Origin of the sequence: Streptomyces sp. NBC_00385, assembly GCF_035917155.1 — a bacterium.
Lineage (GTDB): Bacteria > Actinomycetota > Actinomycetes > Streptomycetales > Streptomycetaceae > Streptomyces > Streptomyces poriferorum.
Map to the genome: position 1 here is coordinate 1383508 of NZ_CP107951.1, position 20984 is coordinate 1404491.

Genomic DNA, 20984 nt, shown 5'->3' on the forward strand with positions numbered 1-20984 from the left:
AACGCGGAAGCGTACGACTTCACCGAGAGGAACAGCGGCAATGAGCACGACGGAAAACGGATCAGGAACTCGGGAACTCGCCGGAAAGCGGGCCCTGGTCACAGGTGGTTCCCGTGGAATCGGAGCGGCCGTCGTGCGCCAACTACGCGACGCGGGGGCCGAGGTGCTCACCACTGCCCGGTCGGCGCCGGACGCGGTGGCGGACGGGGTCACCTTCATCGAGGCCGACGTGCGGACACGGGCCGGGGCGGAGGCCATCGCCGCAGCCGCGCAGAAGACGCTCGGCGGGGTGGACATCCTCGTCAACAACGCAGGCGGGGCAGGGCCGTTCCGGCAGACCGCAGACATCCCCGACGAGGAGTGGCAGAACCAGCTGGACCTGAACTACCTGGCCTCCGTACGGCTGGACGCCCTGCTGGCGCCGGGGATGCGGGAGCAGGGAACGGGGGCGATCGTGCACGTGTCCTCTGCCGCGACCCCGTTCACGCCCCCGCCGTTCCTGCACTACACGGCGGCGAAGGCCGCGTTGGAGAACTACAGCCGTGGGCTGGCCCAGGAGCTGGCACCGTCCGGGATCCGCGTCAACATCGTCAGCCCCGGAAGGACCGAGACTCCCGGCGGCGAGGCGACGCGGGAGGCGTGGGCGCGCATGGTCCCGGGGTCGGGCGCGGACAACAGCGGCGTGCCGCTGGGACGCGTCGGCCGTCCCGAAGACATCGCCGACGCGGTGCTGTTCCTCGTTTCCGACCGGGCGAGCTGGGTGACCGGGAACATTCTCACGGTGGACGGGGGAGAATTTCCCAGGAGTTGACGCGCACAAAATTCCGGGACACGGAATGGAATGGCTGCCTCCGGGTTGCCGGGAAGAATTCGACCGCGCCGGCCCGACAGGGAACCGGCCCCGGACGCAACGCGTCCGGGGCCGGGAATGTGACGCCGATCGACCCCTACTTCAGCCCGTAGGCCCAGTCGATGGTCTCGACCGTGCGGCTGCCCGCCGCGTCCCACAGTTCGGCCCTGATGGACGCGTGCCCGTTCGTCTTCGCGAGCTTCGGGTTCTGGGCCGAGACCCGGAAGGAGTCACCGTCCAGCCGCCGTACGTCGGCCGCCTTCCAGGTCTTGCCGCCGTCGTAGCTGAGCGACACCTTCGCGCCGGCCAGCTTCGTCGAACCGGTCCAGCCGCCGGCGCGGTAGCCGTCGAGGGTGAACGTGTACTTCTCGCCCGCCTGCACCCGGTTCAGCAGGTCGGTCTTCATGCCGTAGTGCGGGAGGACGACCGCCATCGGCTCGCAGGAGGCGACCATACCGACGAAGTCCTTGCACAACGTGTCGTTCATGCCCTGAGGCGCGTCCGCGGGGAAGGAGTACTCGCTGTGGCTCGTCGAGTCGGCGAAGCCGTTGGCCGCCTCGTAGGTCGTGTCCAGGTCCAGCCGGTAGACGGCCTTGTCCTTGATGATCCAGGGAGTGCTGGCCGGCACCTCGACCCCGTCGCGGTAGAAGGCGATTCCCAGGGCCGAGTACCCGTCCTCGCTGTAGTGCGCCTGGTCGGAGTCGCCCACCGCCCCGGGGAACGGTGCGATCCCGGCGTCGGTGCTGCAGAAGTTGCAGGAGAGCTGGCTCCCCACAGGCGCGGGGTGAAGTGCGGGGGCGAACCACTCCTCGGTCACGGACCGGCCGGGGCGATAGGTCTCGGTCCGGCCGAACATCTCGGGACCGAACCGGGAGGTGCCCACGCCCTGGCGGTACGCCTGACCGGCCTTCGCGTAGACGTAGTCGTCCCGCTCGTGGCCCCGCAGGAGGGGCTCCGGCACCCGGACGACGAGCCGTGAGGTCGCGCCGCTCCAGATCTGCTGCTGGTAATAGCTTGCCTGCTCGGTGCCGTAGCCGTGGAAGCGGTTCGTGACCTTGGTGAAGTCACCGCGCCGGGCCCTGACGGTCAGGTCGGCCGGGATGGTGTTCTCGAAGTCCCACTGCCCGCCGTAGGCGAACGCGGACTCCTTGTCGCCGTGCAGCGTCACCCGGACGGGAGACTTGCCGGCCGCCGCCAGCCGGGCCGACAGCCTGGTGCCGTCCTTGTGGTCGAGCACCGCGAGGGGGATGGTCAGACCCGCGCCGAGCACGGCGTACACCGGGCGGTCGGTGACAGGTGCCTGAAGTACCGCCGCGGCGCCCGCTGCCTCCAGGGCGTTCGCCGCCTCCACAATGGCGTGAGCGTCGTCGTGGACGAGCGCGACCTTTCCCTTGACGTCCGCTGCGGCGACCTCCTCCGGAGTGCCGCTGCCCACGTCGACGAGGGTCAGGGTCCGGTCGCCCTCGAAGCGCGCGAACTCTTCGTAGGTGCGCGGCGTGAGCGTGAAGCCTCCGCGCCCGGTGACCTCCGCCGTCATCAGCGGAGCCCGCTCCCGGTGGTAGAAGGAGGTCAGCAGCTTGCCGGACGAGGGCTTGGCAGCCGGGATCGCCCCCAGGTGACCGGTGGTCATGAACGCGTCGCCCTCAAGGGCGATGCCCGCGCCGCGGCCGTCGGCGGTGGTCCGCCGGAGCGTATGCGCGTACCCGGAGTTCACGCGCGGGCGCTTGTCACCGGGCACGTCGAGCCGGAAGTCCGTTGCCTCGGTCGCGTCGACAGTGACCTCGACGGGCTCATCGGAGACCGTCACGTCGGGGAGGCTGAAGAGGTCGTACGCGTCGGAGAAACCGCCGCGGAACCCCATGTCGCCCGTGCCGATCGCACCGTAGAGAGCATAGGAGCCCTGGGGCATCCGCAGCTTCAGGCTGTCCTGGCGGGCGAAGGGGAAGGACTCGTAGTAGTCGCTGTCGAGGCCCATCACGACAAGCAGACCACTGTCGGGGGCCGTGCCGTCGCGGCCCTGGAGGCCGACGGTCAGACCGTAGCTCTCGGTCTCCTTGGTGAAGCCGAGCGCCGAGGTGGCGGTGGCTCCGTCGTCCGTCGTCGCCGTGATCTGCCCCGAGTACGTCGCGGGTGCGAGCAGATGGGGATCGAGCGTGACGGTGACCTCGGTGCTGCCGCCCGCGGCCAGCGTGACCGCGTCCTTGTCGAAGGTGAGCGCACCCTCGGTCAGGGTTCCGGTCGAGGTGCCCGCGGACAGCTTCACCGTGGTGGCGGTGTCGGTCGGGTTGCTCACGGTGAGGGTGCGGGTCTGCTTGTCGTACGGCCGGTTCTTCTGGAACCAGATCATGCCGAAGTCGACCGGGCTCGACAGGTCCACCTTCGCGTGAAGCGAAGCGGCCACGTCCACGCGGCCGTTGCCCTGTTCCTGAACCGTGTAGTTCGCGGACGGCGTGGTGTGGGAGGTGAGTTCCGCCTTGATCCGCTCACCCGGCCAGTCGGGATGACGCTGGACGAGAATGGCGGCGGCGCCGGCGACATGCGGCGTGGCCATCGACGTGCCGCTCGCCGAGGTGTAGTCGGCGTCGACCACGGAGCCCATGGCGGTGCCCGCCGCCCTGGCCGCGACGATGTCGACCCCGGGGGCGGTGATGTCCGGCTTGATGGCCTGGTTCTCGCCGACCGGGCCGCGGCTGGAGAAGTCGGCGAGCGCGTCGGCACGGTCGACCGCGCCGACGGTCAGTGCGGAGGCGGCCGCTCCGGGGCTGCCCACGGTGGAGGCACCTGGCCCGGTGTTGCCCGCGGCGACGACGAACAGCGAGTCGCTGGTGGCGCTCAGCCGGTCGAGGGCCTGGGACGTGGGGTCGTCGGCCGTGCCCGCGTCGTCGCCCAGGCTCATGCTGACGATGTCGGCGCCCTGCTCGACCGCCCACTCCATACCCGCGATGACACCGGAGTTGGGGCCGGAGCCGCTGTCGCTCAGCACCTTGCCGACGAGGAGCTTCGCCCCGGGGGCGACCCCCTTGAGACGGCCTGCGGACGCGGCGCCGCTGCCGGCGATGGTCGACGCGACATGGGTCCCGTGGCCGTGTCCGTCCTGGACGGTGGCGGTACCGACGAAGCTCTTGGAGCCCAGGACACGGTCCTTGACGTCGGCGTGGTTCAGATCGATGCCGGTGTCCAGCACGGCGATCCTGGTTCCGGTGCCGTCGAAGCCGGCAGCCCAGGCCTCGGGGGCGTGGATCTGCGGGACGCTCTTGTCGAGGGAGACCTTCGCCGGTGCGTCGTACCAGATCTTGGCGACGCCGGAACCGGCAGCAGCCGTGCGGCCGTTGGCCGCCGTACGCGGTGCGGCAGCCTTCCAGAACGAGGCCGCCTCACTCTTGTCGACGTGCAGCGCCGCCATGTCCACTCGGTCCAGGACGAGGCCGCGCTCGCTTCCGGGAAGACGGTCGGCGCGTTGGCCCAGGGTGGAGCGGGACGGTTTGTCGTCGTAGGAGACGATGACGGGCAGGGAGTCACCCTTGCTGTCTGCCTGGCCGTCCCTGATGAGCTGAGAGACGTTGAACAGCCGGCGGTCCAGGGTATTGGCACCGAGGCCGGAGAGGGCCGACGCGGGATAGACGTGGAGGTCGCCGTCGGGGTCGGTGACCGTCTGGAAGTTCTTCGGGTTGCCGGGCGCGGGGGTGATGGTGGCGGATTGCCGGCCGTCGGTGGCCGTGGTGACCGAGACCCGGTCGCCGGTGACCAGGGTGACCTGGACGGGCTTGGCCGCCGTCGGCAGAGAGCCGCCCTGCGGTGTGGCGGGCTGGGCGACGGCTGCGGTGCCGGAACCGACCGCGGGTATGAGGGCTCCGGTGGCGATCACCGTGGCGACGGCGATCAGCCGTCTGCCACGTCTGCCGCGAGAGGGACTGTGCACGTACGTCTCCTTGGGTGGGGAGGGGAAAGACGGCACGCCGAAATCCGGGCACGCCAGCTTGGAATCGAAGGATCCGGCCGGATGACCAGCGCGCCATCGGAGGCTATAGCCCGTCAGGTCCGCTGGTGAGGCTCCTCGGGTGTCGCATATGCGCCACCTGTGAACGTCGGCGGAGCAGGGCGCGGGGCTGAGGAGGACCGGAGGGGTCCCCCTCAGCCCGGCACCTCGATCCAGCCGCGCCGCGCCGCGTGCCAGCCCAGTTGCATGCGGGTCGCCACCCCGGCCCGGTCCATGAGACTGCGGGCCCGGCGCACGACCGTGCGCCGGGCGATACCCAGATGGCGGGCGACCGCGTCGTCCGTGAGTCCGCTGAGCAGGAGAGCCAGCAACCGCGCCTCCTCCGGGTTCAGTTCGCCCTCCTGGGCATCGACAACGGCGCCGGCCGGATCCAGGGGCACGCTCTCGGCCCAGACTCGTTCGAACAGCTCGATCAGCCCGTCCAGCAGGGGTCCGTGGGTGATGACGACGGCCGTGCCGGGCCTCAGTGCCACGTCGGCGGCGACGGCGAGAACGGCCCGTTCACGGTCGACGATCATCATCTTCATCGGCAGACGGGCCGTGACCCGCGCCTTCTCGCCGGCTTCCAGACACTGATCGATACGGACCAGTGCCCCCGGGTACTCGACAGCCCGCTGCCCGTACACCGTCCGGTAGACCACCCCCCGGGCCAGCTGGTCCAGTTGGGTGCCGTTGTCCACGGACAGGTACGGCGGCACGTCGAAGTGGAGCACCTCGTGCCGTGCCCGGAGCAGCAGGCTGTCCCGCGGCGACATCACACGTCCGGGGGGCCGCGGGGCCTCGGCGGAGGGCTCGGGCGGGCGGGCGCCGGCCGGCCGGGCCGCGGGCATCTGCCGCACGAAACCCTCCAGGGCCCGCTCAAGACGATCAGGGGTCAGCCTCAGCCGAGCAGCGAGCCCCGGTAACCCGCCGGACCCCTCGCGCACCGCTTCGCCGGAATGGCGCGCTTCCTCTTCCGACGGCCCGATCGCCTCCACGTCCACACCCACCTCCACCCTCGGCCGCGCGCGGCCCGGCCCCGGTTCCTCGCCGGGGACTATTCCGAATCTTGAGAACTCATCCGGAATCTGGCAATGGGCTACCGGCGGGTCCGGGCGTGACCGATTGCACGTTTGAGCAGGCTGTGGAGGGTGTCGGCCGGGCTCGTGACCCGCAACTGGCCGCGGTGTCCGGTCATCTGCCGGTGAGAAATTATGTGGCCGCGCGTGGCCCGTCGCTGCCGGAACGTCCGTACGGAGAGGACTCGGTCCACGTCTCCCGGCGCAGCACGTCGAGCAGCGCCGTCTCGCCGGGGCCCGCACCCTGCCGGAGCACCGCGATGACGGGCTGGGACACAGCCGGGAACACCGGCCGGACCAGGTGCTCGTGCCCGTGCGGCACCGCGGATGCCGGCACTAGCGCCGCCCCCAGCCCGTGGGCGGCCCAACGCACGGCCGTCGCGGTCTGGGACACGCGGGCGGCGGTGGCCGGGGTCAGGCCGTTGTCCCGCAACAGGCCCAGCAGTACGCCGTCGAGCGCGCTGTCGCGGTCGAACCTCACCCACGCCTCCCCGTCCAGGTCACGCAGGTCGACCCGGTCCGCGGCGAGCTGCCGGTGCCCGGGCCCGAGCACCACGACGAACTCCTCGTCACCGAGGCGGTGGGCGTCGGCGGGGGTCCGCTCGCACGCCGCCATCAGGGCGAGGTCCAGCACGCCACGGCGGCACAGGCGCTCCAGCTCCGCGGAGCTCGGCTCCTCGAAGACGGTCACCTCCAGACGCGGGAAGCGGCGCCGCAGCGCGTCCAGCGCGCCCGGCAACTGCCGCGTACCGAACCCCATCTGCGCCGCTACCACCAGCTCCCCCACCAGCTCGTCGGCACCGGCCCGCGCCGTCGCCCTCGCCTTCCGCGCCGCGCTCACCGCGACCTCGGCCTCCCGCAGGAACGCGCGGCCGACCGCGGTGGCCACCAGCCCGGTCGGCGTGCGGTCGAACAGCTCCACGCCGAGCTCCCGCTCCAGGCCGCGGATCTGCTGGGACACCGACGGCTGAGCCACGTGCAACCGCTCCGCCGCCGCCGTCACCGAGCCCTCCTCGGCGACGGCCAGGGCGTACTCGAACTGACGAAGGCTCATCTGCTCCTGTCCCCTTCCGGCGATGGCCACGGTCCAGCCCGTGGCCATCGTTGTACTGACAGCCGTTACATCGTGGACCGTGCCCCGTGTATTCCCTCATCGCGGCGGCGGCCCGGGGCAGGCACGCAGCTCACGAACTCCGCCGACTCGCGCCGGAGTCGCTCCTCGACTGAGTTGCCGCATGGATGGATCGGCGCGATCCTGGTGGCAAAGGCCCTTTCGAGAATCCCGCAATGCGGATCGAAGCCCGGCCGGGTGCAAGGACTGGCGAATGGGCCGGCGCCGGCAGCAGAGCCGATCCAGAGTTCTGTCGGGGGAAATCATCACCGACACGTAAAAGGGGATATGCGTCATGATTGACGCTCGAACCCATGTCGTCGCGCTGTCTCATCAGATCGACTCGCTGGCTGCCGCACCCGTTCACCCCCGGCTCGGGGCCGCCCGGGACCAGCTCGTGGCGGACTGCGCCGACCACCGCGCGTACGCACGGCTGGGAGCCCTGCTCGACCAGGTGCTGCACCACGCGGCCTCGGACGGTGCGGAGGTCGATCTGCTCGCGGAGGCATCGGCCATGTGGGCGGAAGGCGTCGCTCTCTATGCCGAGGTCGGCCGAATTCGCGGTGAGATCGAATCCGCACTGGTCGATCCGTCGGACCCGCGTTCCCCATCGAGGTTCTGCGATGCCACATTGAGCTTCCGTCAGCTCATGGACAACGCGAAGGGCACGTTCACCGAGATGGACAGCCTCGGAAAGAGGCTGCGGAAGATGTCTCACATCCCGCGGCATCCGCGGCAACAGGATGAGCCCCTGTCGCAGTGGGGCTGGGGGGACGTCTTCCTGGCCCGCAGAACCGATGCGCTCGCCCGTGCCGCGTTCGGCGAGGCCGGCACGCCGGAAACCCGTGCCATGGCTTTCGGGATCCTGTCCGGCTACTCGACGAACGTCCACGGATCGACGTACCTCACGCAGGTCGTCGGCGGGCCTCGCCGTTCCCACCGATTCCGGGACCGCATAGCCCGGAACTCCGTCGGGTCATGGTTCGGCGAACGGTACCCGGACGTCAGGAGCTGTCGCGGGATAGCGGAATCCCTCCGCTTCACCGGCGTTCCGGACGGGACGCTGCCAGGTGAGGCGATCGACTTCATCACCCGAACGCTCGGGGCAACGTACGACCTGTCGCAGCTGACCGCGGTGCCCGACCTCGGGCGAGGGTACGAGCGCCTGATCACACAGCTGGAACTTCTCGATACGTTCGCTCAGCCACCGACGCCGGCGCTGCCTGCGCCTCGGTTCATCACGAAGATGTTCTCCGACCCCGCGCATCCACCGCAGTCGCCCACCACGCCGGAGACAGCCACGCCGGCGTACGCCCACGGGCCCGGCGTCGTGCCGACCACGTTCTCCGGTGGCCCCGGGTTCGGCGCCGGGCAGAAGCGCCCGCCCACCGCGACGGACAGCACGGCCGACAGCGAGAGCGCCTGCGGAAGCTTCTGCCTCGCCGTGCTGGCGTTCCTCGCCTTCGCCGGCCTGCTGGGAGGCCCTTGCTGGGGAGAATGGGCCGACGGACGATCCTGCACCTTCTGGGAAAAGCATGTGGCGGAGAACTGGAGAAACGCATTCACCATAGATCTCAGCCAGGAGGAGAAGGATGCGCTGGCCGCACAGAACCAGCCTCTCACCACGAGCAATTTCGCCACCGCAGCGGGAGTTCCCCAGATGGATGAACTCGTCGCCCAGTTGTTCGACCTCCAGGTTCGTTTGTGGGAGGCCCTGGGTAAGGCGAGCGCGTTTCTTTCCGGCTGCGGACTAATCTACCCGGAAGGGCGTCTTGAATTCCCTCTCTATCGCCAGTTCCTCGCGGTCCCGAATGATACTGTGCAGCCGCATCGTCCTGAGCTGGACGACGTCCGCACGTTCTATCGGTATCCGCAGACCGAGCTCGAGAACCCGGTAGATTTCTCCGCACGCGTTCCCGTCGGAGCCAATCCCGGACGATTCCTCGCTGTCGCGGTCTCCGACTGCGTTCAGAGGTGGGAAGAAATCGCCGACGGCTCGCCCGGTCTCAAGAACCTTGACCTCGACGCGGACCGGGGCGTGGCCCATCCGTGCTGGTCCACCGTCGGCTCCATCGACGACGACCCGGTGGGCGTGGACATCCTCGCCTACCCGGACCAGTAAGGACCGGCAGCCATGGACGTGGATCAAGGCCGCGAACAGCAGCCGAACGGCAATCAGCAGCCGCAGGGCGAGACGAACGACCGACCGTTCCTGTACGTCCACAGCTACCCGCCGCCCGCCCTTCCCTCTGCGGAAGAGGACATCGGTGAACGGCCGGTGCCCCCCGAGGTCTGCTGGTATCTGTGCTCCGGCATCCAGACGCTGACGCCGTTCGAGCCCGGAGAAGACCTGACGGTCCAGGTGTCCGTCGGGAACTGGCAGGGCGGGAACAGCGCTTCGCTGGCCTACGTCGGAGTGTGGTGGTCCAGGCCGGTGAGTGGGCCCGTCATCCCCGACGCGTCCAAGTTCATCGGATTCTCGCCGGTCGAAGTTCCTCCTCATGGCGGCCGGGCAGAAACCGCTCCCGTCACCGCGCGCATTCCCTCAGGCTCGGGAAACCACATATGCCTGCTGGCCAAGGTCTGGCATCCGCTGGACAACGTGGCCGCCGGAGGGCTGGCAGATCCCGTCAACGACAGGCACTGGGCGCAGCACAACCTGACCGCCATGCCCGCATCCCCGCCTCGGCCGTTCGCGTTCCTGGCGACGAACCCGGCTGATCAGGAGGTCACGTATCAGATCGATGTCCGGTCCATGCCGCAGGAGTTGTGGGGCAATCTGCCCACCGACGAACGGCTTCGGCCGACGCAGGCTTCGGCATGGCTGTCCTTGACCAGCACGGCCGGTGGGGATGAGGTCCAGGGCCAGGACGCGGTGACCCGGACGCTGACGCTCGGCCCGCGGGAGCAGCGCGAGATGGAGTTGCTGATCGTCGTGACCGACGAGGTGGGAAGTGGGACCTTCGTCCCCTTCCAGATCGCCCAGTACCGGGACGAGCGGCCGGTCGGCGGCATAGCGATGCTGCTGCACGGGAGTTGAGTGCCCGTCAGTGATGCGATCCGCCGCGCGTGGCGGGACAGCCCCCGCCCCGCACCGGGACCGCCGGGTGCCGGGTGGGCCGGGGAACGGGGCCGGCCCCGGCGCGACAGCGGGGCCCGGGCTGTGCGCCGCGGCCCCGTCTTCGCGACCTCGGGGACCCCAGTACTTGATAGCGTCGCCCCAGCGACTGCGGACCACTCCCCGCCGGGGTCGTCGCTCTGCCGGGACGGCGCTGCCACCACGCGACGGCGGGTGCGGGTGGCAGGGGGACCTTCACGGCAGGGACGAAGAGAGCCGACGCATGAGCCTCGCGCAGTTGCACTACACCTCGGCAACCGGCGGGGACGGTCCCGGCACCGGCGAGGCCGAACCGATACCGGCCCGCTTCACCGCAGTCGACCCCGCGATACCCGCCTCCGTGCTCACCGAGGCGGGCCCTCTCCTGGCGTACGGGACGCCCGCAGGAACGGAACCCCGGCCCACGGACGCCGCGTTGCGCGCACTGCCCGAGGCACTGAGTTTCAGCGTCCTCTCCGACGGCAGCCATCTCCTGGCCAGGACCGTGGCAACCCGGCCCGGACCCGGCTCCGACGTGGGCTTCCACGCACACGCGGTCCATCTTCCCGCCGGCACCCGGCTGCCGGGCGGCGCCCTCCCGATCACCGCCTGCCGGTCCGCCCGCTGGGCCGCCACGACGCCGGACCGTACACTGCCCGGCCCCCTCACCGCCCTGCCCGCCACCGGCCACGCCCGGGACCGCGAGGGGCTCAACGACTTCGCCGTCTCCCGGGGCCCCTGGCTCGCCGGTGTGCTGGCCGACCTGCGCCGGCTGTACGGACAGGACGGCGCCGGCCGGGTCGTGCTCGTCGAGCGGCAGAGCGCGGACGTGGCCCGGTGGATCGCGCTGGCCTGCGTCGCGCTGCCCGACGAACTCGCCGAACGGCTGACGTTCACCACGTACACCCGTCACCCGCAGCGCGCCCCGCAGCGGATCGTCGGAGTACTGCCGCAGGACGCGCACGCACTGACGGCTCCCGGTTTCCACGTCCACACCTGCACCGGCCCGCGCCCGGAAGGGACCGTGGCCGATGCCTGGGCCGAGACGGCCGCCCGGATCTGGCGCAGCCGCGCACCGGAACTGTTCCGGGAGGCCGCCGAGCTGCCCGGGGATCCGTTCGCCGCCGGGCCGGTGGCCGTGACGGCCCTGTGCGCGGGCATCGCGCTGGGCACGGGCGGGCGCGCCGCCGCGGCCGGCTGGGCCGCCGAGCGGCCCTACGCGCTGGACGCGAAGCGCACCCGGCAGCTCGTCGACGCGCTGACCGCGCCCGGGGTCGACGACCGCACCGGTCCCGAGTTCGACGCCGCGGGACGGCTGTTCGCCGCACTCGACGGCCGCTCCCCCGCGACGACCACGGCCCCCTTGGCCGCGATGCTGGTCACGGAGGCGGTCCGTGGCGGCAACGCTTCCGTGGAGCTGCCCGGCCGTACCGCCTTCAGCGGTCCCGAGGGCGCGGCCGTCGCCTCGGTGCTGGGCCCGGAGATCCTGACCGAGCTGAGCGGCGCGGGCGTCGGTCTCGACGTGGCCAGGACGGTCCAGCTGCTGCGGGTGGCCCGGCTGCTCGGCGTGGACTGCGCGGAGCTGCTGCCCGCGGTCGTCCGCCGGCTCGCGCCCGCACTGCTGGAGCCCGCGGACGGCGAGCCGGGCTGGGCGCCCGCGCTGCTGGAACTGATGGACGAGCAGTTCGACGTCCGTACGGCCCTGCTCGGTGCGCTGGACCGGATCGCGCCGCAGGACCCGTCGGGGGTCGAACGGCTGCTGGGCCGGGTCCCGCTGCCCTTCACCGGCACCCAGTCGCTGCCGCATCTGCGGATGTGCGCCGAGGCGCCGGAGGCCAAGGCCGGCTGCGGAACGGACCGGGTGGGCGCGGTGCACCGGGTGCTCCGGGCCGCCGGGATGTCCCCGTTCGCGGAGCCGTTGGTGCTGCGGACGGCCGTGGGGCTGGTGTGGGAGGAGAGCACGGAGACGGGCACGATGACGGCGGGCGAGGCCCGGCTGCTGCTGGAGGCCGCCACCTCGGACGCCCACCGGACGGCCGGCACCTGGTCGCACCTGGTCGCGGCGGCGCTCGGTGCCCCCGCCGCTGACGAGGAGGCGCCGGAGCTCGCCCATGACCTGCTGCGCGGCTTCCCGCAGGAGATCGCGGGCCGGGAACGCGGGGCCCTGCTGCTCCTGGAGTTCGCCCGCGAGATCCGGTCGGACGAGGCGGCGCCGGAGTGGGCGGAGCGGGCCCGCGGACTGCGCGAGGGCGCCGAGCCGGTGGAGCCGGAGGTGCTGGACCATGCGTACGGGGCGCTGGCCACGCGGCTGCTCGCGCCGGACCGGCCGGAGGCGGAGCTGTACGCCCTGGTGCACAGCGGCGAACCGGATCTCGTCGCCGCGTACGACCGGGCCGCGCGCGAGGCCGGTGTCCTTTCCCGCCTGAAGGCGGAACCGGCGTACGCCGCGGACTGCTTCGCCGTCTGGACCGCTCATCCGCACGCCGGAGCGGAGTGGAGCCGGACCGCGGACGCCCTGCTGGAGGAGGTGCTGCGCCCCGCCGTGCGCACGCTCTCCGCCGACAGGGTCGCGGCGGTGGAGGAGGCCGTGGGGCGCTCGGGGAGCAGCGGCCGGGCGGAGGCCTTCCACGACTGGAACCGCCGGGGCCGGGGCACTCTGGGGCGGATCAGCCGGCGGATCGCGGGCCGCGTGCGCCGGGGCTGACCGCGCGAGTCGTCGGGGGCGCCGTGTGCCGGGTACCTTTGGGGCACAACGATCTCGTGGGCCTGGGGCCTGCCGTCAACCCCAGGAGGAACAGATGACGACGAACCGTGGGCGCAAGGACGTGATCCGCGACCGGATGGCGGCGACCGGTGAGTCGTACAACGTGGCCGCCCGCAACCTCAAGGCGATGAAGGACATGGGCGCCACGCGTGACGCCGTCCTCACGCAGCGCTGGCGCCCGGCCGAGTCGCTCGACGTGCCGTGCCCGTGCGGCGGCACGTGCGAGCCCGGCGAGACGTGTGAGCGGTGCCACGCCCGGCACCGGCACGTGGCCCGCTACCCGGGGAGTGCCACCGAGGTGGAGACCTGGGTGGACCGGTACGAGTGCACCGGCTGCTCCGCCTCGTACACGCTGATCGTCCAGCTGCCCGACCGGCCCTGGGGTGTCGCGGAGACGGTGATCCAGGGCGGTTCGGCCGAGGAGGTCGTGCGGGCCCGGGTCTTCCCCGGTGTGGTGCACCCGCTGCTGAAGCCCGAGGCCGAGGACGCCTGACCCGACGCTCGACGCCATCCGGGCATGGCCCGCTGCAGGCCCGACCTCCTGAACCGAGTCGAGGGGATCTTGAATCGGTGAGGTTTCCGGGCCTGTCGCTGCGTAGGCTGCTGCCCGGGAGCCGACGGGCGGGGCGTAGCCGCCGCGTCGGACACCCCGCACACGACGATCGGACGATCGAAGGGGGCACTCGGTGCGTGGAGAGGTGCTCGAGAGCCGCTACCGGCTGGTGGAGATGCTCGGAGCCGGTGGGATGGGCCAGGTGTGGAGGGCTGTCGACTCGCGGCTCGACCGTGACGTCGCCGTCAAAGTCATCACCCAGAGCGCTCTCACGACCAGCCAGTCGGCCGCGCGGTTCCGTCAGGAGGCACGGGCCACCGCCCGTCTGACCCACCCGAGCATCGTGACCATTCACGATCACGGCGAGGCCGCCCTCGGAGGCCACCAAGTGCTCTTCCTGGTCATGGAGTTGGTCCCCGGCCGCTCCATGGCCTCCTTCGCCGCCACGGAACGGCGGAGCGTCGAGGACGTCGTGGCCTGGGGGCGGCAGATCTGTGCCGGCCTCTCGGCCGCCCACCGCGCAGGCGTCGTCCACCGGGACATCAAGCCGGCGAACGTCATGGTGTACGGAGACAGTGAACTCGACCTGAAAATTTGCGACTTCGGCATTGCGAGGCTGATCGAGGAGTCCGGAACCGGGCTCACAGGCCCCGGGGCGACGATTGGCACGCCCGCCTACATGTCACCGGAGCAGGTACGCGGCGACCGAACCCTCGACGGGCGCAGCGACCTCTACTCGCTGGGCTGTCTGCTGTACGAACTCCTTTCCGGCAGACCGCCCTTCGAGGGCGCGGGATGGTCGGTACTGGCCCAGCACCTCAACCGGACACCGGAACCGGTGCGGAACCTGCGTCCCGGAATTCCGGACGCTCTCGACCGACTGGTCCTCCGTCTGCTGGACAAGGCCCCGAACCGCCGGCCCGCCACGGCCGAAGAGGTGTCCGAACGTCTGCGCGATGTGCTGGACGACCTCGGCAACGCGCCCCCTGCCGTCCGGAAGCTCGCCGGGGCCCCCACGGTCGATGCCCCCCGCGCGCCGGGCGCGGAGCCCCCGAGGCGAGCCGATCCGCTCACCGAACCGGACCCCCGGGCCGATCAGCTCACCGCCGAACCGGACCCCCCGGCCGTTCCACTCACCGCCGAACCGGGCCTCCGGACGGATCCGCCCGTGGAGCCGGCCACCCAGCCCCCCGCCTCGCCGGCGGTGCCGGGAGCCGGCCGGGTATCGGCCTGGAACGGACTGCTCGCAGCCACCTCTCTCTGGTCCCAGTTCGCCCTGCTGACCGACTGGTCCCCGGTCTGGACTGTGGCACTGTGCGCAGCGGTCTTCCTGGCCGCCACGGCGGTGGCCTATCTGGGGGCGCCGACCCTTTCGGCGCACGACGACAATGATCCGGATATCTGCCTGTTCGCCATGGCATTGCTCTGCACGCTGATCGGCGTCGCGTTTCTCGTCATCTGGCCCCCGTCGCCGTGGTGGACAGCCCTGTTGTTCGGTGTGTTGGGCGGTCCCCTCTTGTGGCTCGGCGGCGTGGGGGTATGCAAGACCGTCGCGGCGGTGGTTCCCGGGGCACCGTGGCAGACCGCGGCCGGCACGGCCGTCGGCCTGCTGAACGGCGTCGTTCTGGCCGGCCTGCTGGCCGCCGGGGGCGTTCTGTCCGTACCCCTCGCGATTCAGGCCGGTGCGGCGGCATGGGTGGCCGCCGCGGCCCTGGTCACCCTGCTGCTGCCCAGCGTCTAAAAACTGTCCCGCAATTCCTGGTGGATCAGCGCGCGGCGTCAGATGCGGTGCATCGTAAGGCGGAGAGGTGCCGTCGCTGTCGTCGTGCGCCCGCCAGGAATTGCGGGACAGCCCTTACCTCTGGAGCGCGAGCACCCGCACCTGGCCGAGGACGTCTCCCACTGGGCGAAATCGCTGGAGGCGCCCCTGGGCCTGAGGCTTCCGCCACCCGGGACGTCGCACGGACGCCTGGCCGTTCCACTGCGGCAGCTCGTGTCCGCGATCTCCGAGCACCTGAGTCTCGACGGCCGCCTGACCCGCGCATTCATCGCCACGCTCTTCCGCGACGTCTCGCGCTATCTCGGCGGGCCGGACGACAGCGTCCGTGCAGCGGCCCGCGAGGAGGTCGCAGGCGTCATCTCCTCGACGGGTGCCCGCGTGGTCATCGCCCACTCCCTCGGAAGCGTCGTGGCCTACGAGGCCCTCCACGCCCACCCGGAGCTCGAAGTCGATCTGCTCCTGACACTCGGCTCCCCCCTCGCGCTCCGCCATGGCGTCTTCGACCGCCTGTCACCAGCCCCGGCCAACGGCACCGGAGAACGTCCGCCGGGCGTGCGCCGATGGGTCGACCTGTGCGATCACGGGGACATCGTCGCCGTCCCGCGCCCGCTCAAACAGCGCTTCCCGTCGGTGGATCTCGATCTGACGGACAGCATCGCCCCGTTCGACTTCCACCGCGCAGCTCCGTATCCGAGGTCCGCCGCGGTTGCCGCGACGCTGGCGCCCTTTCTCGCCAACTCCTGACACACGGCTTGATGAGACAGAAATGCCCGCACAGAACCACTACTCCTGTGCGGGCATCAGTTCGGACCAGCGTCAGCTGACTGCGGTCAGTCCTCTTCCGGCGTCAGCCGGAGCGAGATCGAGTTGATGCAGTACCGCTGGTCCGTCGGGGTCGGGTAGCCCTCGCCCTCGAAGACGTGGCCCAGGTGCGAGCCGCAGCGGGCGCAGCGCACCTCGGTGCGGACCATGCCGTGGCTGCGGTCCTGGATCAGTTCGACCGCGTCCGTGTCCTTCGGGTCGTAGAAGGACGGCCAGCCGCAGTGCGACTCGAACTTCGTGTCGGAGCGGAACAGCTCCGCGTCACAGGCGCGGCAGGAGTAGACGCCGGTGGTCTTGGTGTCGGTGTACTCGCCGACGAAGGCCGGCTCGGTGCCCGCCTTGCGCAGGACCGCGTACTCGGCGGGGGACAGCTCCTCCCGCCACTGCTCGTCCGGCTTCTCGATGTCGTACGGCACGGTGGCTCCCTCAGCTCGACAGGTGGTCCAGGATCTGCGGGCCGAGGTCCGTGACGTCGCCCGCCCCCATGGTGAGAACGAGATCGCCGGGCTTCGCCATTCCCGCGATGACCTCGGGGACCGTCGCCTTGTCGTGCACGGCGGTGACGTCGGCGCCGGCTGCCTTCGCGGCGTCGATGATCAGGGTGCTGGTGACGCCGGGGACCGGGTCCTCGCGGGCCGGGTAGATGTCCAGGACCACGGAGGCGTCGGCCAGCGCGAGGGCCTGGCCCATCTCGGTGCCGAGCTCCTGGGTGCGGGAGAAGAGATGGGGCTGGAAGACGACCAGGATGCGGGCGTCGGTGGCGGCGCCGCGCATCGCTTCGAGGTCGGCCGTCATCTCGGTCGGGTGGTGGGCGTAGCTGTCGATGACCTGCACGCCGGCCGCCTCGCCCTTGAGCTGGAGGCGGCGCTTGACCCCGGTGTACTTGCCGAGGGCCGAGGCGAGGTTGTGCGCGGGGATGCCGAGGGCGACGCCCGCGGCGAGGGCGGCCACGGCGTTCAGCGCGTAGTGGCGGCCGGGGACGGAGACCGTGAAGGTGAGGTACTTCCCGTTCAGGACGACCGTGACCTCGCTGGTCAGACCGCGGGGGGTGATCTTGTGGACGCGGACGTCCGCGGTCTCGGACTCGCCGTACGTGACGACCTTGAGCGCGGACAGGTCGCGGACCCGGCGGGTCAGCTCGACGGCGCCGGACTGGTCGGCCGAGATCACCAGGGTGCCGTCGGGGACGATCTTGCCGGTGAAGGTCTCGAAGGAGTCGTAGATCTCGTCCATCGAGGCGTAGTTCGCGTGGTGGTCCAGCTCGACGTTGAGGACGATCGCGACCTCGGGGTCGTACTTCTGGAAGCTCCGGTCGCTCTCGTCGGCCTCGGCGACGAAGATCGCGCCCTCGCCGTGCGTGGCGTTGGTGCCGGGTCCGGCGAGGTCGCCGCCGATCGCGTACGAGGGGTCGAGTCCCAGCTCGGTGAGGGCGACGGCCAGCATCGACGTGGTGGTCGTCTTGCCGTGGGTGCCCGCGACGGCGATGGACCGCAGCCCCTGCATGAGGGAGGCGAGCGCGTCGGAGCGGTGCACGACGGGGATCGAGAGCTCCCCGGCGCGCACCAGCTCCGGGTTGTCGGCGCGGATGGCGCTGGAGACGACCACGCAGGTGGCGTCGTCGGCCAGGTGACCGGCGGCGTGCCCGATGTGGACGGTCGCCCCCAGCGCGCGCAGTGCCTCGGCCGTGGCGGACTCCTTGGAGTCACTGCCCGCGACGTCCGCACCCCGCCGGGTGAGGATCTTCGCGATGCCCGACATTCCGGCGCCGCCGATGCCGATGAAGTGCGGCCGTTCCATGGCGGCAGGAATACCGGGTGCCATGCGTGTGTCTCCCAGGGTGGTACGGGTAGGGGCTCCCAGCCTATTCGCTGTGCGCGAAGAGCTTGAGCACCGGTACGCCGACCTTGTGCCGGGCGCGGGACGCCCAGTCGCGGTGGAAGAACTCCTCCACGTAGTGCGGCGCGGTCAGGACGATGACCTCGTCGGCCTCCGCCTCGTCGACGACGGACGTGAGCTTGTCCAGGGGGTGGTCCTCGATCACCTGTCCGACGGCTTCCGAACCGGCCTGGCGCAGGGCCTCCAGGGACACCTCGAGCGCGAGTTCGGCGGACTGTCTGGCGTTCTTGCCCTCCGGCTCCTCGCTCTCCCGGGCCGCTTCCTTCAGTTCGCCCATCGCCAGGTCGTCGATGGCCCGCAACAGCACATCCGCCTGGTCACCACGCGGCTGCATGAGCACGACGAAGGAGATCTGCTCCTCCCCGTGCAGGGTGGTGACGAACTCGACGTCCTCGGAAGTGAGGGGCTTCTCGATCATCAAAACGCTGGTGAACACCACAGGGCCCTTCTGCTTCAGTGACCGTCGCCGGTCACTGCGGAAACCATCCTTCCCCGTGCTCGCACGGGGTCTGCGAGATCCATTCTGCCCACCGAACGCTAAGCGGAACGGGATATTCCGCTCATTGTCGGATCCGACGGTACCGAGAGAAGAGGAACCCGGCCTCTTCCAGCAGTGACGCCAGGGCGAATCGTTCCGGCACGGCCACCGACGGACCGCCCGCGATCCGCTGTGCGTCACCGGCCGTGAGCACGGGTGCCAGGGTCAGGCACATCTCGTCCAGCACGTCCGCCGCCACGAACTGTCCGAGCAGCCGGGGCCCGCCCTCCGTCAGCAGCCTGCGGTGCCCGCGGTCGGCCAGCTCCCGCACGGCACGGGCGGGGTCCACCCGGGAGCCCTCCCCCGCGATCACCACCTCGGCGCCCGCCTTCCGGGCCGTCTCGATCCGGTCGGGCGGCGCCCCCGCGCCGGTGAGCACGAGCGTCGGGACCAGCGGCGAGACGAAGAGCGGCAGCGAGAAGTCCAGATCCAGGCTGCCGCTCACCACGGCGACCGCGGGCGCGGGGCCCTGTCCGGCGGCCTCCCGGCGCGCCGCGAAGGCTTCCCGGGCCCGCGCGGGGCGGTAGCCCTCCAGCCGTACCGTCTCCGCCCCCGCGATCACCACGTCGGCCAGACCCCGCAGGGTGCCGAAGATCCGCATGTCGCTGTCGCAGGAGATCGGCTGCGAGCGGCCGTCGTGCTGGGCGGCGCCGTCGAGGGTCGACACCATGTTGGCGCGGAGCCAGGGGCCGTCCGCCCCGGGGTAGGCGTAGGCGTCGGCGAGGGCGTCCAGGCTCCACTCGCCTCGGTCGTCGGCCGCTGTCAGGTCGGTCACAGGGAACAGGCGTCGCATGTTCCGCAGTCTGGCACGGCCTAAGCTGGGGAGTTGTGTCCTCCTCCACCGCCGTGCCGGGGTCCAGCCCCATAGCCGAAACGGCCCCGCTGTCCCTGTGCGCCCTTGAGCCGCACGTCCCCGCCGACCGGCTGGTCGCCGAGATGGTGCCGCCGCCGCGCTTCGACTCGGTGCGCTTCGACACCTACGTCCCCGACCCGAACCAGCCGAGCCAGATCGAGGCCGTCAAGGTCCTCTCCGACTTCGCGGCCGGGCTCGGCGGGGCGCACGCGACGGGCGCGGGCAAGCGCAAGTGGTTCGGCAAGAAGGCCGCTGCCGCGCCCAGTGGCCCGCGGGGGGTCTATCTCGACGGCGGCTACGGCGTCGGCAAGACCCATCTGCTCGCCTCGCTCTGGCACGCCACGCCCGCGGCGCCCTCGCTGAAGGCCTTCGGCACCTTCGTGGAGCTGACCAACCTGGTGGGCGCGCTGGGCTTCCAGCAGACCGTGCGGACGCTGAGCGGGCACCGGCTGCTGTGCATCGACGAGTTCGAGCTCGACGACCCGGGCGACACCGTCCTCGTCTCCTCGCTGCTGAGCCGGCTGGTCGAGGCGGGGGTGGCGCTCGCCGCGACCTCCAACACGCTGCCGGGCAAGCTCGGCGAGGGCCGGTTCGCCGCGGCCGACTTCCTGCGGGAGATCCAGGGGCTGTCCTCACACTTCCGCCCGCTGCGCATCGACGGCGAGGACTACCGCCACCGCGGCCTGCCCGACGCCCCGCCGCCGTACTCCGAGGAGCAGGTCACCAGGGCGGCGTACGCGACCGAGGGCGCCAGCCTGGACGACTTCCCCGCGCTGCTCGACCATCTGGCCCGCGTCCATCCGAGCCGGTACGGGGCGCTGACGGACGGAGTCCGGGCGGTGTGCCTCACCGAGGTGCAGCCGGTGCCCGACCAGTCGACCGCGCTGCGGCTCGTGGTGCTCGCGGACCGGCTGTACGACCGGGAGGTTCCGGTGCTCGCGTCCGGGATGCCGTTCGACCGCCTGTTCAGCGAGGAGATGCTGAACGGCGGGTACCGGAAGAAGTACTTCCGGGCAATCTCCCGGCTGACGGCGCTGGCGCGTGACGCAAAGGGGCTGGTGGCGCAGTAGGTTCGGGGACGTAACACCGGGGAGGCACGACGGAGTGCCTCGCCACCCCCGTACAACCGCGCATTCCTTTGAAGGGAACCAGCATGGCTACCACGCGTCAGGCGCACACGGTCTGGGAAGGCAACCTGCTCGAGGGCAACGGTGTCGTCACCCTCGACTCCTCCGGGATCGGGGAGTACCCGGTCTCCTGGCCGTCCCGCGCGGAGAAGGCGAACGGCAAGACCAGCCCGGAGGAGCTGATCGCCGCGGCACACTCCAGCTGCTTCTCGATGGCGCTCTCCAACGGTCTCGCCACGGCCGGCACCCCGCCGACCCGGCTGAACACCCAGGCCGAGGTCACCTTCCAGCCGGGCACCGGCATCACGGGCATCCACCTCACCGTCCAGGGCGAGGTGCCGGGTCTCGACGAGGCGGGCTTCGTCAAGGCGGCCGAGGACGCGAAGGCGAACTGCCCGGTCAGCCAGGCGCTGACGGGCACGACGATCACGCTGAGCGCCTCGCTCGCCTGAGCAGTTGCTCGATGCCCCCGGGAGACGGCCACGGCCGGTCCCGGGGGCATCGCTGTTCCCGCACATCGCCGAGTTCACCTTCCGGC

The 20984-nt window shown here is 71.1% G+C and carries 16 protein-coding genes; 9 read left to right on the top strand and 7 right to left on the bottom strand.

What is annotated here, in order from left to right; translation table 11 throughout:
- Positions 1-40: 40 nt before the first annotated feature.
- A complete protein-coding gene (locus tag OG959_RS06040) occupies positions 41-811 on the top strand; it encodes an oxidoreductase (RefSeq protein WP_326657089.1) in 771 nt (256 codons plus the stop codon).
- Between the two features lie 136 nt (positions 812-947).
- Here OG959_RS06040 and OG959_RS06045 read toward each other — a convergent pair whose 3' ends face one another.
- The 3 genes from OG959_RS06045 to OG959_RS06055 all read right to left on the bottom strand — a co-directional run bounded on the left by OG959_RS06045 (position 948) and on the right by OG959_RS06055 (position 6959).
- On the bottom strand, positions 948-4769 hold the full coding sequence (locus OG959_RS06045) for a S8 family serine peptidase (RefSeq protein ID WP_326657090.1): 3822 nt from the start codon (positions 4767-4769) through the stop codon (positions 948-950).
- A gap of 212 nt (positions 4770-4981) precedes the next feature.
- Positions 4982-5686, bottom strand: coding sequence for a hypothetical protein (locus tag OG959_RS06050; protein ID WP_326657091.1), 705 nt, complete (start codon positions 5684-5686; stop codon positions 4982-4984).
- Positions 5687-6038: 352 nt separating this feature from the next.
- Positions 6039-6959, bottom strand: coding sequence for a LysR family transcriptional regulator (locus OG959_RS06055; RefSeq protein WP_326657092.1), 921 nt, complete (start codon positions 6957-6959; stop codon positions 6039-6041).
- A gap of 352 nt (positions 6960-7311) precedes the next feature.
- On the opposite strand from OG959_RS06055, the gene OG959_RS06060 reads away from it, so the two are divergent.
- The 6 genes from OG959_RS06060 (at position 7312) to OG959_RS06085 (ending at position 15954) form a co-directional block, all read left to right on the top strand.
- The gene (locus OG959_RS06060; protein ID WP_326657093.1) at positions 7312-9138 is read left to right on the top strand and encodes a hypothetical protein; all 1827 of its coding nucleotides are present in this window, start codon (positions 7312-7314) and stop codon (positions 9136-9138) included.
- 12 nt (positions 9139-9150) lie between these two features.
- Positions 9151-10056: a hypothetical protein gene (locus OG959_RS06065; protein WP_326657094.1), complete on the top strand. Its 906-nt coding sequence runs from the start codon at positions 9151-9153 to the stop codon at positions 10054-10056.
- A 301-nt stretch (positions 10057-10357) separates the two neighbouring features.
- Positions 10358-12817 carry a GTPase-associated protein 1-related protein gene (locus tag OG959_RS06070; protein ID WP_326657095.1) on the top strand — a complete coding sequence of 820 codons (2460 nt, stop codon included), beginning with the start codon at positions 10358-10360 and terminating at the stop codon, positions 12815-12817.
- A 94-nt stretch (positions 12818-12911) separates the two neighbouring features.
- On the top strand, positions 12912-13370 hold the full coding sequence (locus OG959_RS06075; protein WP_326657097.1) for a hypothetical protein: 459 nt from the start codon (positions 12912-12914) through the stop codon (positions 13368-13370).
- Between the two features lie 193 nt (positions 13371-13563).
- Positions 13564-15171 carry a serine/threonine-protein kinase gene (locus OG959_RS06080; protein WP_326657098.1) on the top strand — a complete coding sequence of 536 codons (1608 nt, stop codon included), beginning with the start codon at positions 13564-13566 and terminating at the stop codon, positions 15169-15171.
- 84 nt (positions 15172-15255) lie between these two features.
- Positions 15256-15954, top strand: a complete 699-nt coding sequence (locus OG959_RS06085; protein WP_326657099.1) for a serine peptidase — start codon at positions 15256-15258, stop codon at positions 15952-15954.
- 86 nt (positions 15955-16040) lie between these two features.
- On the opposite strand, the gene msrB is transcribed toward OG959_RS06085, so the two are convergent.
- The 4 genes from msrB to OG959_RS06105 form a co-directional block, all read right to left on the bottom strand.
- The gene (gene msrB / locus OG959_RS06090) at positions 16041-16448 is read right to left on the bottom strand and encodes a peptide-methionine (R)-S-oxide reductase MsrB (protein ID WP_326657100.1); all 408 of its coding nucleotides are present in this window, start codon (positions 16446-16448) and stop codon (positions 16041-16043) included.
- 10 nt (positions 16449-16458) lie between these two features.
- Complete coding sequence (murC, locus tag OG959_RS06095) at positions 16459-17853, bottom strand: UDP-N-acetylmuramate--L-alanine ligase (protein ID WP_326657101.1); 1395 nt, start codon at positions 17851-17853, stop codon at positions 16459-16461.
- Positions 17854-17893: 40 nt separating this feature from the next.
- Positions 17894-18346 (bottom strand): indole-3-glycerol phosphate synthase, encoded by a 453-nt coding sequence (locus OG959_RS06100; RefSeq protein WP_326657103.1) that lies wholly within the window; start codon positions 18344-18346, stop codon positions 17894-17896.
- A 142-nt stretch (positions 18347-18488) separates the two neighbouring features.
- Positions 18489-19259: a pyrimidine reductase family protein gene (locus tag OG959_RS06105; RefSeq protein ID WP_326657104.1), complete on the bottom strand. Its 771-nt coding sequence runs from the start codon at positions 19257-19259 to the stop codon at positions 18489-18491.
- 35 nt (positions 19260-19294) lie between these two features.
- Between OG959_RS06105 and zapE the strand changes: the two genes are divergently transcribed.
- Positions 19295-20389 carry a cell division protein ZapE gene (gene zapE, locus OG959_RS06110; RefSeq protein ID WP_326657105.1) on the top strand — a complete coding sequence of 365 codons (1095 nt, stop codon included), beginning with the start codon at positions 19295-19297 and terminating at the stop codon, positions 20387-20389.
- An 83-nt stretch (positions 20390-20472) separates the two neighbouring features.
- Positions 20473-20898 carry an OsmC family protein gene (locus OG959_RS06115; protein ID WP_326657106.1) on the top strand — a complete coding sequence of 142 codons (426 nt, stop codon included), beginning with the start codon at positions 20473-20475 and terminating at the stop codon, positions 20896-20898.
- Positions 20899-20984 lie beyond the last annotated feature (86 nt).